The following is a 15,606-nucleotide window of genomic DNA, read 5'->3' as shown; positions in this document are numbered from 1 at the left end:
AGATATAGGCACTAAATGTTGAAGTTGAAAAGTTTTACCTTTTCAAGGTTTTTTACATAAATGCAGGGGCTGTAAGACAAAAATTGTGTAAATCGCTCTGGTTGTATATGTGGAGATTCAGGAATTTTAAACTTATATCTTTAATGACTAGAACGGGAGGAATACTTTAGTAATGGGAACTTTGTCCAGTTACAAAACTGTGGAATTCTTTCCCTTTTAAAGGAGGAGTAAAGACGCATATTAGTCTCAGAGTAGTCTTAGCTTTTAGATAATGTTTTTCATGTTTATCAAGGGCATACATAGTTCCAGGTTGAATTGGATATACAACACCATCAGCCTCTACTTCCCCTTCTCCTTCAATGCAGTAGCAAGCTTCCCTGTGATTTTTGTACTCTAGGAGCGACTCAGTACCTGCGTCGATAATAGTATCTGTGAGTGAGTAGCCCATTTCATCTTTTTCAATGAGAAACCTACGACTCTGACCATTTCCCCAGGCAACATTTTTTTCACTATTAATGATTTCGTTTAACTTTCTGATTATCATCTTTTCTGAATTGGTAAACCTTCAAAATGAGTAACTAAATTCAAGTTTGTTCAATCGTGAACCTTCAGTTATAATTTTCTTAAATATCTAACCTTTTTATAGGCAGCGATACCTACACAAATCATAAATTTTTCAATATTTTTTGGTTTAAAATGTGTTTACAACCAGCTTGTAATAATTAGTAACAAAATTTTTGAAATTGTACCTTTTCCTTAGCTGTCAAGTAACCACCTTAAATCTGGTAACTTGCTTATTGCCTCAGTATTTTTACTGAAAAGCAAATCTGAACCTGTTAGATTTTAACTTACTTTGTTATGACTTGAAGGAAAAGATGGTTCTTGTCAGATTTTGGTGATGATGAAAGGTTACGCACTTTAAGGCAGAAGGCAGGAGGCAGAAGGTTTTAAAACGTTTTCTTATCCGGGCGTGGGATTTGTGACTTCAAGGGGCGATTGCAAGAAGGCTTTCAAGTGATGCAGATGTTCTATAATCCAAGCAGAGCTTCAATTGTAGGAATTTTTCCTTCCTCTTCCTCTTCCTCTTCCTCTTCCTTCTGCCGTCTGCCCTCTGCCTTCTGCCTTACCCCAACCAAGATCACCAAAAGTTGCCAAGAACCGAAAAGATTGCCGAAAATTAAAGGATAAGATTGACTAACCTATAGCCTGACTGCTTTTGTGGCTGCTGATTGTGAGATTGGTTCTAATTCAAAAAATTCAGAAATTGACTTTGGGAATCGTCTTAAGAATAAGACCTAGAAATGGGTTACTCACAAAAATCAATCAAGGCACATCACAAGGAAATACAATGTCTAACTTAGTTGAAAAGAATGACTACATCAAGTTCGATCCAGCAAGTAAGGAATCAGTAACTATAAAATGGCAACAAAATTTGGCTGATCGCTCAGAACAATTCATAGTTCTTCCTTACACTGTGATTGATAAACCGGCTAGTGGCAGTTTGTTTATTCAGACAAGCCATGCAGATGAGTTTCTGAAGAAATCTGAAGAAGATAATTCAAGCAACCCGCTAGTTAGTGGTGGCAGAAAGATCAAGGTTGACGATGCCTTTCAGTATGGTCAGGACAATGACAAAACGTTGCGGTTCCTGGTCTACCAGAATAAAGCTAACAAGCCATACCAGCATCGTTTCATTGAAACCACTGCCTTTTCCAATATTGGAAAGAAAATACAAAAAGCTGGGAACGATTATGGCGGGCTACTTTGGGGAGGAATCATCAACAAAGGAGCAGATTTGTTGAAAGGTTTCATAGGTGATTACTTGCATAATTTTTAATGGAAGTGTAAGTATCTAGTAATCCATCAAGGCATGATTGATTAGTTGCTTTTTTGAATTTATAAAAAATTATCGAAATAGCAACTTTTCAAAAGCGTCTTGACAGACTAATAGCTCGACGGAGGCATCTGATTTTTTAAGGTGTGTAACATCACCGTGGTAAAACAGTAAAATTGTAGGCTAATACTGAAAGCTTTATTTAATAAGTATCTTAGCCACTTTTTTTTCTACAGCAACGGTGAGTAGCTGTTTACTTACCCTCAATAGATTGGTGCAGAGTAGGATAGTAGTGCATATATGCATTATTTACTTTCAACATTATTTACTTTCAAGAGAAAACTATGACAGACACAAAAGAAGTTTATGTTGGCGCGGTCATTGAAATTAATAAGAAACGAATTAATTTGATTCCCAGTACTCCCATTGACCAAATTAAAGAGCGTGGCTTAAAGATTGCGCTAGACCAGCCTTTGGAACTTGGAACGTTTGGTGAAGCTATGGACTCCATCTGCAAGGACATAGATATAGAAAACCCACTCAGTAAGGAGAAAATTGAAGAAATTGGTTCTCCCTTTTTAAAAAAGGCAGCAACAAAAATTACAAATGCTAACATGAGAATCGAGGCGTTACAGTACGAACAGCCTCCAGAAATAAAGAAAGAGCCAACAAAATATATATTTGTTGCGTCAGTAAATTGGGAAGATGACAATAATAAGACAGATAGTAAAGATAAGGATTTCTTTAAACTAAAAGGTCTGATTTTTGGTGTTTCTAGTGGATTTACTGATAATCAAACAGATGAAAATCCAGAAGTACAAAAAGCTTTTTTATCGGCATTGCAAGCGATGGCTCCTGCTTCTTCCCGTCCAGCCTTATCACCCAGATCAAATACTCAGCCTACAAAGTCTGAATTAGCAATTCAAGATTCTAATGCTGTAGTTTATTCAGAAGATAAATAGTAAGAATAATTTCTGAATATTGTCTTACTGAAAAACCTCTCATAATAAATATATGAGAGGTTTTTTGATTATTTCAGGATTTACGCAAGTGTCACAACAAATAAAAGTTTTTGCTTGTAGTAAGGGCTACCCTACGGGTTCTGCGAAGCTAGTTATATATTTGTGTTTTTATAAAACTTGATTATTTGTATTCTTATAAAGATAGCTTAAAGATGATTTTTGGGCTAGCTTCTACCATTGATAGTGGGAAATTAGAAGCCTTATAAGTATCAGAGCTATTAAGGTTAAGTTGATTTGAAAGCTGGACTATATCCAGTATCTTTCGTGTTTTATTTTTCCAAGATTTATCATTCAATGAAATTTCCTTTTTTGTTTCTCCACGTAGTATCTTTGTAAAATTTTTATCGTTGCGTTCAAACCCAAAGTGTAATATTTCTGCGCCTACACTGATTTCGACCAACCGCACTTGACCTTTAAACAAACAGAGCAAAACTGTATCGGATAAATTATCTATTCTTAAAAGAGAAAGAGGATTTTTATTATCTTCACCAAAACCCTGGATTTTAAGTGCTGGAAATTCTGAAAGTAGAATAGAACGTAAAAAGAATCCTGTTATGATTCGATTTAGATTACCGTTGAGTGCTTTTTTCTGATCATCTACATACTGTAGTGTCTGTGTATTTTGCAGATTAAAGTTATTTCCGAGAGCAAATGCTCCATCACTAAAGCATTTTAACCATTGATTATCAATCCAGAAAAACCGCATTGACTCTTCTGGTAGCATCATAGGGTCAGGCACAAGATAATTGAAGGGAATATTTTTGAGCAGCCAAACATTATTAAACCAAGTTTTTATATCTTCAGGTATAGCAACATTTCCTGAAAATGAAGCAGATGTTTGATCGAACAGTATTGCCAATTCTTGTGATGTTTTATTGCGCTTCAATTCTTGTGATATTTTGTTGCGCTGACTCCGCAATTGCTGCCGCTTCCAGTTGTATAGACTAACGGAAAAGCGTTTATCTTGTAAAGCCAACAATTGACCAAGCCGATAGGCTGCGGCATAAGAAACGTCAAACATATCAATTTCAGTAAAATACCTGAGTAATTGATCTGAGTTATGATCTGAAAAATTCTCGGATGGTATGCTTGCTTGGTTTTGACCTGGAAGTAAAGGGCCTCGATACCAAGAAATCGTTTTTTCGCTATTGCGTAAGTGATGGATAGCTGGAATATATCCCTGACTAAGATATTTTTCAGCATCCTCGTTAGCCCCTTGCTTTGGTCGCCGCAGAGTATTTGCACCTGATTGATCGGGGTTTAAATTTGTCAGTAATTTTTGAAATCTATTTTTAGAATCACCTTCCTTGCATTCAAACTCCCAGCTTTTTAGGGAAACAAAATATTGATACTGCTTGGTAGCCTGAGATTTATCAGACTCTGATTTAAAATAGTTCTCTAAAGAAACTAGATGAACAATATTGCGCCCAGGTTGGGGCAGTCGATCGCCGATGATGACGGCTAGTTCAGTTATTTTTTCCGCCAACTCGATTCTTTGGCTAACTTGCCGAACATGAGCGAGGAGCTTTAGTTCATCTTGAGTGGGAATAATTTCTCGAATCAGGTCGTCAGGAATTTTAATGATAGAGATATTCTCGTCCTGTTCTTGAGCTTCAGGTGGAAAGCGATCGCCTAATTCATACTTTGGCTCATTCCGTGCATCTTTTAAATTAAGCTTTTCTATTTCATCAAGTTTATCTGTTTCATGAAATAAAAGTAAGGCTAACCAAGGAACTTTATTATCACTCCCTACTTTACGTTCCCAAGGAAGCGTACTACGATTCAGCACAATATGGGGCAGCACTGCACTATAGTCCCCAAGGCTACTTTCAGGAGGAAAGACGGAGTGAATGCTTTCTAGTGGTAGCGTGAAACGTTCACTAGCAATATAAAAAGTCTTTATTTGCTGATAGGTTTCTTGTACCTGTGGCTGTTGAATTTTGATATCTTGAGAAATTTCAATTCTATATTTACCTGCCTTTAAATCAGGGAGGTGATTTTCGATGAATTGAATTTGGTAATTATCTTTAGTCATAACAGAAAGAATATATTTATGAGATATATATGGAATAAAATTCCTGAAAACTAAAATAGAGAAATTAGGCTAGGATCGCCGAGTAATTCCTCTGCAAAAGATTTGCTAATTGTAATATCCTTTTGTTGGCAGTTGAAGTTTAAGCTATTTAGCAGGTTTTGACGACGTTTATCGTTTATTTTATGTTCTAATGCTTGCTCTAATTTCATAATGGCTTTAGAACTGACATCATTTTTAGATATTACATCTTTGTTTTCTGAAGATTTTGGCGTATAAATCTGGCTCCAGTAGTACTGACTACCGTTGAAACAATCAGAAAGTAGCTTTTCATAAGCTATTTTTGGAGTTTCCTCTGGTGTGTCTTTTGCTCCGGGTTGAATCTCAAAACCACAGAGTTTTCGTTTCATTAGCTTCTCTTCATTTGGCTCTGGCGGTAGGTAAGGAAGAGAACCAGTAGAAGCTTTCCAAATAGCAGATGGAACATTTTTATAAATTGGTTCATATTTAAATTCTTGATTAACTAATGTGTTCTCTCTAAAAACTGAAATTTTATATGTCGCCTCAAACTCTTGTGCTTTTACTCCCATTGGGCGAATTCCAATCTCTGTATTTGGATGAGAAATATCTGATATTGAGTCTTGTTTAATATCTGCAATTTCTACACATAATGATGGAATAGCTGATTCAGTGACAATAACCAATTCCTTAGCATTAACAATCCAAATTTCTTGTTTTCCTTCTCCTAACTTTTTGATCAGACCTTCAGAGATAGAAATACTACAAACTTTTTCCGGGGCTGGTAGCAAAGATTTCTGAAATTCAGACCAACTTAGTGCTTTTGGCTTAGGATAACTGCCATCACCAAATGCGATTTCGATGCTTATTGGGCCTATTTCAAATTGGGCGCGTCCGGCAAACGGGGGTCCCCAAATTGATAAACTTGCTCTAATATTAAGAGAAATTGTTTTTTCAAAGATAAATTTAATTTTGGCAGAAGCTCTGATTTCAACTGAAATATCAGCTGTATAAAAGAATGGCTGCCATGCAACTAGAAAATTAGCTTCAATCTTGAAGCAAGCCTGAACATTTGCTTTTTGGTAAGAAGCTTCTAAGCCTCCACCTACCATTAAAGCTGATGGAGTGAGGGCAAAGTAAGCAGAGCCTTTGATAAAAAGATACTCATTCACTCGCCAACTCAATTGAACGGGGGGAACGCGAGGATAATGGTCAGGGATTTTGAAGTCAGGATGATATCCGCCGAGAGTGAGTACAAAATCACCTTCATGTTCGCCGGAAAACCAGGTATAGAAAGCAAATCCGCCGCTAAGATGACACTTTCGGGAGAAAATATAAGAACCTTCAGCTAAAACTGCTTCAACTTTGAGGATGCCATCGTCAGGAATAAAAACAGCCCTAATCGCCAGACGTGCTTCTGCTACAGGTTCGATATCGTCAGATACACCCTCAATCATGGGTGGTGCAGTGAGTGTTGCTAGTCCGAGAATATGAATTTCAAATTTTTTACCAAGTTTAATTATCAGTAAGACAAAAGCCTCGACAGTTTTGAACGAGGTGAATTTGACCCCAACAGCAAAGAACATTTCGTCACGCGCTGGGGGAATGTAGGGGCCGAGATCGTTAAGAATACTCAAAAGGTCTGGTTCCCCGGCTTTCTCAGAAGATTTAGAAGGTTTTTCACCCATAGCCAAGCGGACTAGGGGAAAATCTGCAACAGCTTCAACGGTTTCGGGGACTTTAAGGGTTCGATTGTAGCCAAAACCTGCCGCCAGACCTGTGACAAAAAATATAGGCGGGCCACCAAGAGGATAGTCTAGTAGTGCAAAGATAAATAGGGAGGCTTCACCATCAATTTCGGTGTAGGAGCCAATGGCTGTTAGGGTGATTTTTTTGTCTTTAATCTTGGTGCCAATAATAGCTGCACCGCTATATTCTTCGTAGTTTATACCATCTTCGCGGGTGCGTATTTTGCGGAGGAAAGCTCCACCAATTTCAACCGCATTGCTGCCACTGTAATGAATGGAGATGCCATCCAGACGGAATTTAGGTTTAAACTCGCTCAGAGATGAGCCGACACCAAGGTTGTTGCAAGCAAGGGTTAGTCCTGCGATCGAGAGACTAGCATTGAGAAAAAACCAAAGTTCCGACTCTTTTGGTCGATATTGGACACCGATTTTTTGAAAGGCGATCGCTCCAATCGCTTTATTAAGTTCCAACCAGAGTTCGATTTGCTCTGAACCGAAGTTTGTAGATAAGCTGGTGGATTTATTTGGCGCTATTTTGGAATCCGAGGGAACTGGACTTTTTGGGTTTTGAGAGGGCTGTTGTTGAGATTTAGATGGCGTTTTTTTCTGGGGGCGGCTTAGGGGTAATGACAATAACTGAGTCTCACTACCGACTTGGAGTTCAGCGCACAAATTGAGTCCTGATGTGAGGACAATCTGCTCGTCATTGGTAATGTGAGCGATGTTGAGGTTGAGATCGTCGGCGAAGGGCTGAACAGATGCTTTATTAAGAGCTTGTGAAACGTAAGTAAGTTGAAAACTTTTGAGTTTAAAGTCAATCTCCGTCGGAATTTTGTCGCCGATGAGGGGAAGTTCAGCGAGGTTAATATCAAAACCGAGGCGGGTAGAGAGGAGGAGAGTGGAGTTGTCTTTGGATTGACCTGGCTTGTTGGAAGATTTGGTGCTATCTTGCTTTTGGTAAGCGATTATCACTTGTTCAAGATTGACTTTAAGATTGCCAGGTAGCTCATTGACAATGCTAGGAATGAGTTCGCCAAGGAGTTCACTTATATTAAAAGCATCACCTTTGAGGTTTTTGTAACTCGCTTTAAAACCTTCTGAAAGCTGAGAAAACTCAAACCTGCGAGAACCAATTACCAAAAAAACTTTATTGTCTGAACTAATCATCAATAAGAGCGGTATTTGCTCTCCTTTTAAGTCAATTTCGGCTACAGCGCCCACAACAATGCTTTTATTATTACTCGCCATTTTTTATAATTGGTTCATTATTGGTTAGAGCTAAATTTCTTAATAGTTCGTTCAGATTAAATCAGGTTTTTAGTGAATTTATGAATCACGGAAATAGTTTGTAAAAACTACTCACGTGATTTATAAATTATTTAGATTTGTTGACTGTCTGCAAGTAACACTTGATTAACATACTTGGCTATAACACCATGCTACCCGTTGTTTGTGAAGATGGTGCAAGCTAGTATGTTAAATTAGTACGGTTCGGATAACTCACATCTTGCACCAAGAAAAATTGATGTAATTTTATTACTCAGTAAAAACTAAGATCCTTGATTTACCGATAAAAACCCATAAAGATGAGGTAGCTTTATCGCGCATCGTTTTACCTTACCTGGGTTTGTACGTAGAGGTGCAAGATATGAGATAAGAAATTTATTTGTGAAGGCGGGCCAGAGAGCCGGGAAGCAGAGGTCAAGCCTTCTACCCTGCTCTCCCTACATGGCAATTTTGGTTTGCTAAACCATACTTCTCCAGGATGCGACTGCTTGCCTTTAGTCTAAAGTCTTCCCCAACTCTCCCGGCGAAAATATTTTCAAATTCACCTCGGTTTGTAGCATTTCTTTGTGTTCGACTAGCTTGCTGATCGCATCCATTCCCGTTTTATAGGTTGCAGCAAAAGTCCGGCAAGCACTCAATGTTTTGGTTGTTACAGGTTTATCGTAGGCTACGACAGTTCTTCCCATTGCTGGGGGAAAGCTGTTCAGCAAGGCTTGGGCTAGGATCGGTGATGTTTCTGTGTCTGACTGCGGGCTTTTATCAGATATGGTGTCAGTATCATTGTTGATTTCCTTGTTGTCGGTCTTCATGTCTTCACTCGCCCCGTAACAGGTTAACAACCAGATCACTAAAAATGTCTTCCTGTTTTGTATGCCTTCTGTGCCTCCCAGCATTTTAACAATAAATTTTCCAAGCTCGTCGCCTGAGATAAAATGTTGTACGCAAGAAATACCCCGTACTGTCTGATTCTGATTATTTTGGATTGTTCTCCAGGTACTGTGTCCGTAGAGAAACAAATGAGAGATATTTTCCCCGATTTGAGGGTATGTACTTGAGTCGTTAACTTCCCATTCGTGCTTCTTCTCCTCTAGAGTTTTTTGATTGAATTTCTTGCCCAGGGCAGCACAAAATATGTTTTCTTGTTTTATTTTTAGGTCTTTTGGTTGTATGCGGTGTTTATTTTTACCTATAAGCTCTGGCGGATTCTTATCAAATTGTTCTTGGTTCCATAATAGTAAAAATTGATTCTGAGCCTGTTTGTAGTCAACATTTGGCAATTCTTGAGTTTGCATTTTTTGTTTCCTGTAAATCTCAATGTTTTGTTCTGCACTTGTCTTATAGACGCGGATTTCTCACAAAATCCTATTTTGGCCTAATCTGAGACTTTTACCATCTCATCTATTAAATAGACGATTTGAGAACATAAATTCTGAATTTTGTGAATTATTCAGTGGTTCGGTAGTGGGTTGCGCTTCATAACCTCAAAGATGAATGGCGCTAAGAAAAGCCAGAACGATGATTTACTAAGCACTCTACAATTGCTGACGTTTTGTCTGGACTTTGGACTAAATGACAAGAGGAAAGCAGCCAGTAGAGACACTGACTGCTGTATAGTCAATGAGTGTAAACTCAAATCATCAATGTGATGATTTTGACAGAACTAAAAAAATTCCGCCAAGCAGTTTACGATTGTTTGGGTAAGGCTAAAGATGGCGTGTTTGAATTGATGGATGTAATACTGACAAGTCGAAGTATCCCAGCAATTTTTCCCTTTAAGTCACATTAAAGTTTCATAATGAAGAACAAAGCAATATAGGGAGGTAAAATACTAAATGCTTCTCCGTTTCCTTGCCAGTCTGTTTCAAAGTCATGCTGGTGTTCACCATCTTCACCTGTTCTACTCCATTCTCTTTTCCAATCATAAAAATCATTATCATCATCAACTCTCTTACCATTTTCCATTGTGTCGTTATAGCCGTGAGTATGTTTACCATTACTGCTTGTTTTACCACTATGTTTGTGGCGAGGCATATTATCCACTGTTAAGGTGACAGATGAACTTCCACCTGTGCCTTTCCATTCTTTATTTCCTGCTCCAATAATAAATTTATCTGTGAAGTCAGGAGTACCATTTTTTCCATTACAAATAGCCCATCCATCAGGGACTTTATCTGACTCGCCATACCAAATCACAATCATCCCTTTCACTACAGCACCATTACCAATAAAGGATTCTGCGATAACCTTTCCTTGGACTTCAGCACTTGCACCGACAAAAGAACCGGCAGAAATTATTCCTTTAACATTTAAATCTTTCGTTGCAGATATAGTTCCTTTAACATCTAGTTCTGTCTCTGGGTATTTGCCAATCCCTATACCAATCCGTTTTTCTTCTTTGGACTCAATGATTCGCTCAATCAAATGAGTTTTATAAAGATTGAGAACGATATAACCATCTGCATATCCGGGAAGATTTTTGTAGTAAACACGAATTTGTCCTTGTCCAGAAGCAAGTGATGACTTGACATTAGATATTGTAATAATTAAATCCTCTTGTGGGGGAAAAGAATATTCTTCTGTCAGGTTATTTGTACTTTTAGAGCTTTCGTTTTCCTCGGTTTTTGCTTGACTAATAGCCTTTTTAACTGTGTATGTGTCACCAACTTGTCTAGAAAGATTTTTAATTGTATATCTTGGCTCTTCTGAATTTTTATCGGCAGTAATTTCAGCATTCCAATACCAAGATTTTTTATCACTCTTTGGCAAATTATTTTTATCGACCAAAATGGTAGCATCACAATTAGAAGCTTCATCTTTTTTGGCTACAGCCCAAGGTTCTTTCCTATCCTCTGCTTGAGCATCAATCTCAATGATAAATTCTGAATCCTGAGCCAATGCAATGGCTTCAATACTAATATTACTAATTTGTAGTTGGATGTCATTAGTAGCCTCACCATTATTCAAAATGGTGTTGTGTGTTGCAAAGCCAATTGATAAAGGTGCATTACGCTTACCCCGATGATTCAAAATTGTCAGGTTTAGCAGCTTTGTGCCTGAGATGGGAGTGTTATCGTTATCTTGTTTGAAACCGTTGTAGTTAATAGTTACATTAGTATTCCGCGCACCACCGGCACTATTTGCAGCAAAACCGCGTAAAGTGAGTGATTCTTTATTTTTATCGGATGAAGGGTCTTTATCCAAAGCTAATTGGTCTTTGCATCGTAAGAAATATAAAGAAAATTCCTTATTGTCGTGAAAGACTGGTCGGCTCATTATCCATCGTTCTTTACTAGATTCAGCTAGGTCTATTTGTACGAGTGATGATGATGATAATGTTCCAGGTCTAAATCTTAGCTCAATATGATAATTGCTTGATGAAACGATTTTTGTTGCATCATCTAGGTTTTCTTGATTATTTAATTTTACACAATCCAAGGCGAGATTTACTCCTGATTTATTACTAATCTCCAATTTCATGGAAATAGTAGATGGCTGTTCCTCATTAATATAAAGAAGATTGACATTATCTTGGTCGTAAAGGTCATAGAAACGAAAATCTAAGTTGTTTTGCAAATCGGCTTCAGTCATCACTAGTGTCCTTTTTTTATGATTAATCTTGTGAAAAATGCTGTAGCTTTAGCCAACCTTCACGAATTAATTGCGGTGAAAATGTGGCATCGGTTGTGGTCGATCGCACTTTATATGCCAGGCTATCTAGTAGAATCTCAATGTGTTTTTGAAAGTTGCTGTAAGGTTGCGATAATTTTTGGCATTTTCGCTTATTTTGCGGAACGATAAAGTATTGTATCTCGTTACTTTTGTTCAGCCAGCCAATCTCTTCTTTCAGCAAATACTCCAAAACATCAGAGCCTTGAATTTCTGATTTGATTTGATTAAAGTGTTGAATAAACTGGTCGCGCTCAAGCCAACCACGAGATGAAACCTCTAACCACTGGTTTAAATTTTGTTGCTCTAGCCATGACCAATTGCAATCTAATGCATCTGCTAAAGGTATGGAGATTGTATTTGCAGAAAGTATCGGAGCAGCTAAAAATGTGATGGAAATATTGTTAATAATATTGGCATAAAATTCTGAGGGTATCTGGATAGATTTAGTGGGTAAAATACCTGAAACTGCTTGTATGCTGGCACGGGGATCGATTAAGGCGGTGATGAATTGAGGTGGTGATTGAATAGTTTGATATAAAGGTTGGCGGCACTTGACAATCTTTTCAGTTTTCTGTTTGTCGTTGTTTGTATCAACATTCTCTAATGGGATGTAGACTACTTCACTGAGGACAATATTTTGATTGTTATGGGTTTCTTGCCAATATCCTACTAAGCCATCGCTGAAGCTTTGGTGGTTTCCGAGATATATGGGAAATTCCACATTTGTAAAACCATTAGTTTGACGTTCAGATGTCTCGCTCCCATACTTCCGAAAACTTTCTAATTCGCGCTTGAAAATAGCCCAATCTTGATTGATAGCAGGTAGACCTTGTAACTGCAAGTTTAGGGAGGCTCGGACAACCGCTATTGGCTGACCCATCAACAATGCTAAAGAAGGATCGCAATCGCTACTTTCTAGGTCGATTTGCTCACAAGCTTGGATGAGTGATTGTACAAAATTTTCTAAAAACTGATCTTCACTTGCGTTGAGATAACTAACAACTCGCTTCAGGTGGGGATTGGGAATATCATCAACTGACTTCACCGCCAACTCACTACCTGGAGCCGATCGCCACCTTTGAGAACCAGCTTGATGAATTTCTAGCTCCCCGAGAGAGTATCCCTCAGTGTTGTATACTTCTAGAGTTTGATCTATGCGATCGGGCAATAACCAACCGCAAATCGGATTAAGGCTGGGATGTGATGATGCTTCTTCGTTGATATGATCGGGATTGCCTGAGAGCCAACGGAAATGAAGTCGAGCAGGTTGAACAATACGAGGTGGTAAATTCGCTGCATTTTCTAAACTTAGGCTCGTCTTGAGATGCTCTGGGATAATTGTTTGATCGCATTTCAAATCGCGGACTCGACCAAATGTATCAACTAAACGTAAACGTAAAATTTTCAGCAAACCCGAACGAATAGGATTAAAAAAATTCAGTGGTTGTGGAGCGCTAATAATACTGTCTTGGACAGCTTGACGGACTGATTCAACAAATTGTTGATTACCTTCAAATCCAATCGGGTCGTCAATGGGTAGCTGTAGAGTTTGCTTGCGACCGAGTAAAGCTTGATTAAAACCATTAAGAGCTTGGGATAGACATTGTATATCTTTAAAGCTTTCATTTATCTCTAACAAACGATTGAAAAACTGTTCTTGTGGTTTCAGTACTTCTGATTGAGCAATCCATTCTTTTAAATCCTCGATATGTTTATCTAACCATCCGCGATTAGGCTCAATTGATTTATCTTTGCAGAATTGCGAAAAGAAACTCTTCTGGGTGAAAAATGCTTCAATTTGCTGCTTGTGTTGGTCAGCTGCATACTGGGTCAAAATACTGCGACCGCTATACGCATCTTTTTGAGTATTTGAATCTTGTGTGATGCCAAATTTAAGCTGAAAATCAATCACAGCATCATTGGTTTGATAATACTGTTTTATGAAGTCGGCGAAATAATTTCTTTGGTTTTGAACGCCAGTAATTTGAATTTCCCATTCCAATAAAAAAGGTTTCCAAGGTTGCGATCGCCACACGCGGGTAAATTGATGTTTGCGCTTTGGTCGCTTTTGAATACTTTCCATGAGGTGCGTTGCTAAAGTTTCATAAAATAGAGATTTCTCGATTTTTTCATCTTCTATATGTAAAATGAAACACTCTACAAAATCTTGAATTACACTCTCTCTCGTCTCAGCATTTTTCTCTTTTTCCAATTTGAAAACCGCCATAATAACAGGTTCATTAGGCTGCCAGTATCGAGGAGCAGGAACTGATTTGAGTTGATATTCTTGAGGTTTCGCGTCTGATTTATTTTCGGCGAACGATTTTTTGTTCAACTGGTCTAAGTCATGCTTTAAATTGGTGAGACATTTTTCCAAGTCAGGTTTAAGACTATCAAACTCAGCTTGCTGATGTTTTAATTTGCCGATTTCGGAATTGGAAATAAAATTTTTAACCAGTTGAGGGGAGGGATAGCGATTAAAATCATCTACAAAGGGATAAAGACAAATCAAATATTTATACCAGTCTGCAAAAATTTGTTGTCTTTGTGATTCGAGTTGGTATTGTATTGTGTTATAATTTTCTTGGAGTTGATTCAAGTGTTTTAACTTGTCTGCAATCTCTGAGGGTAGGTCTAAAAGGAAATTTTTTGAATTCTCACTTGGTAAATAATCGTTCTGCTGGGCTTTAATCTTTTCGATATTCCAAACAATTCCTGATGAGTGGGCAACAAATTCTTTTTCGTGACGCGCTTGTTGGAGCTTGTTATCTAAGTTATCTGCTTCTTCTTTCAGGGATGTTAAGAGTTGGATTGCCTCTAATTGATTTTCAATATCAAATTTTGACAGATTGTTATCTTTTTGAGCTATTTGGTGAGCAATATAGCTAGATAGAGCTTCTGTCCCACTATTTGCCAAAATCACACTATCTAACTCAGGCTTATTTTCTTGGGCTTGCTCAGAATTATGCGGCTGAAATTCGAGACAGCCATAATAGAGTGTTTGCAGGCTGGTTTGAATTTTTTCTATGTCTTGGTCTAGTTTCCACTTAATTTTGTCTTGAATAAATTGATTTAGCGAACGCTCAGATTTAGACAAATATTCTGAAATCAGCGATCGCATATAGTCATACTCTATCTGACTATGCCAACCAATAACCTCATAACTGAGGTTGGAATTGAGGTCGCCAGGTTCACTATCGTGACACCCAAAAACGCTATAACAGTTGGGGTAAAATGCAGCAAAGGCAGGTTCGCCATACCCAATCGCCGTTAAATGTCTACCCCAGTATTCATCAGCTTGCCTATCATGTTTCAACCAATCTGCTAGCGATAATTGTCTGCCAAGATATCGAAATGGCTGATATTTTCCTTGTTGGGGATTAGCAGGGTAGGGAATACAAACACTGGTAGAAGTATTTTCTCTGTTTTGGGTGTCACAAAGATAATCACTTTCGACAATCCATTTAGCCTCAATGGTTTCTCCACGTTTGCGAATCACCAACCAGCAATTCGGAGTTGTAGGAAAGCTTAAGCTTTGGTCTTTATGCTCTCCCGTTCTCAGGGCTTTCGGTAACTCCCAGTGTAAGTGAATACCTGGGGATAACAAGAAGTTTCGATTTTGAAACGGTTGTGAGACAATGTTTTCACTAATATAAGGGGTTCCCGAAAGCACATCTCGGCCGATGGCGTTAGGATTATTTTTTTGGAAGTCAGGGGTGGAATTATAATTGCGATCGCAATAAGGAAGGTTGCGAAAATTCGCCATTGGCTCAACACAGAGATAGCCACTTTTACCCTGTATGTGCAGTGCCTCAATACCAATCGGAGCCACAAGAAAATAACTTGACATATAAATACGAGTAAGCTTTTTTACCTACAATAAACTTTTGGACATTCTATTGATTTCGCTGTGTCTGACGCGGTAACGTTTCTACACACTAGTTAAAGCTTGGAATGTAATTTGCCTTGCACTCATCTTGATATGCTCCTTTAAGG

9 protein-coding genes are annotated in these 15,606 nt (G+C 38.1%); 3 read left to right on the top strand and 6 right to left on the bottom strand.

Going from position 1 to position 15,606, the window contains the following annotated elements; genetic code table 11:
• Positions 1-166: 166 nt before the first annotated feature.
• Positions 167-544 carry an ectoine synthase gene (locus RM347_RS26030; RefSeq protein ID WP_322717334.1) on the bottom strand — a complete coding sequence of 126 codons (378 nt, stop codon included), beginning with the start codon at positions 542-544 and terminating at the stop codon, positions 167-169.
• An 804-nt stretch (positions 545-1,348) separates the two neighbouring features.
• On the opposite strand from RM347_RS26030, the gene RM347_RS26025 reads away from it, so the two are divergent.
• Positions 1,349-1,837: a hypothetical protein gene (locus RM347_RS26025; RefSeq protein ID WP_322717335.1), complete on the top strand. Its 489-nt coding sequence runs from the start codon at positions 1,349-1,351 to the stop codon at positions 1,835-1,837.
• A 341-nt stretch (positions 1,838-2,178) separates the two neighbouring features.
• Positions 2,179-2,796, top strand: a complete 618-nt coding sequence (locus RM347_RS26020; protein WP_322717336.1) for a hypothetical protein — start codon at positions 2,179-2,181, stop codon at positions 2,794-2,796.
• Positions 2,797-2,989: 193 nt separating this feature from the next.
• On the opposite strand, the gene RM347_RS26015 is transcribed toward RM347_RS26020, so the two are convergent.
• The 3 genes from RM347_RS26015 to RM347_RS26005 all read right to left on the bottom strand — a co-directional run bounded on the left by RM347_RS26015 (position 2,990) and on the right by RM347_RS26005 (position 9,233).
• Positions 2,990-4,891, bottom strand: a complete 1,902-nt coding sequence (locus RM347_RS26015) for a hypothetical protein (protein WP_322717337.1) — start codon at positions 4,889-4,891, stop codon at positions 2,990-2,992.
• 50 nt (positions 4,892-4,941) lie between these two features.
• On the bottom strand, positions 4,942-7,902 hold the full coding sequence (locus tag RM347_RS26010; protein ID WP_322717338.1) for a DUF6603 domain-containing protein: 2,961 nt from the start codon (positions 7,900-7,902) through the stop codon (positions 4,942-4,944).
• Between the two features lie 533 nt (positions 7,903-8,435).
• A complete protein-coding gene (locus tag RM347_RS26005) occupies positions 8,436-9,233 on the bottom strand; it encodes a hypothetical protein (RefSeq protein WP_322717339.1) in 798 nt (265 codons plus the stop codon).
• A gap of 353 nt (positions 9,234-9,586) precedes the next feature.
• On the opposite strand from RM347_RS26005, the gene RM347_RS26000 reads away from it, so the two are divergent.
• Positions 9,587-9,727: a hypothetical protein gene (locus RM347_RS26000; protein WP_322717340.1), complete on the top strand. Its 141-nt coding sequence runs from the start codon at positions 9,587-9,589 to the stop codon at positions 9,725-9,727.
• Here RM347_RS26000 and RM347_RS25995 read toward each other — a convergent pair.
• Both RM347_RS25995 and RM347_RS25990 read right to left on the bottom strand, forming a co-directional pair.
• The gene (locus RM347_RS25995) at positions 9,724-11,529 is read right to left on the bottom strand and encodes a hypothetical protein (protein WP_322717341.1); all 1,806 of its coding nucleotides are present in this window, start codon (positions 11,527-11,529) and stop codon (positions 9,724-9,726) included. The genes RM347_RS26000 and RM347_RS25995 overlap by 4 nt on opposite strands.
• Positions 11,530-11,551: 22 nt before the next feature.
• On the bottom strand, positions 11,552-15,460 hold the full coding sequence (locus RM347_RS25990) for a hypothetical protein (RefSeq protein WP_322717342.1): 3,909 nt from the start codon (positions 15,458-15,460) through the stop codon (positions 11,552-11,554).
• Positions 15,461-15,606: the final 146 nt, after the last annotated feature.

The sequence above is a fragment of the Nostoc sp. ChiQUE02 genome, from assembly GCF_034531305.2.
GTDB lineage: Bacteria > Cyanobacteriota > Cyanobacteriia > Cyanobacteriales > Nostocaceae > Nostoc.
Note: the sequence above shows the minus strand (reverse complement) of the source record. Positions and strands in the feature narration are given on the sequence as shown.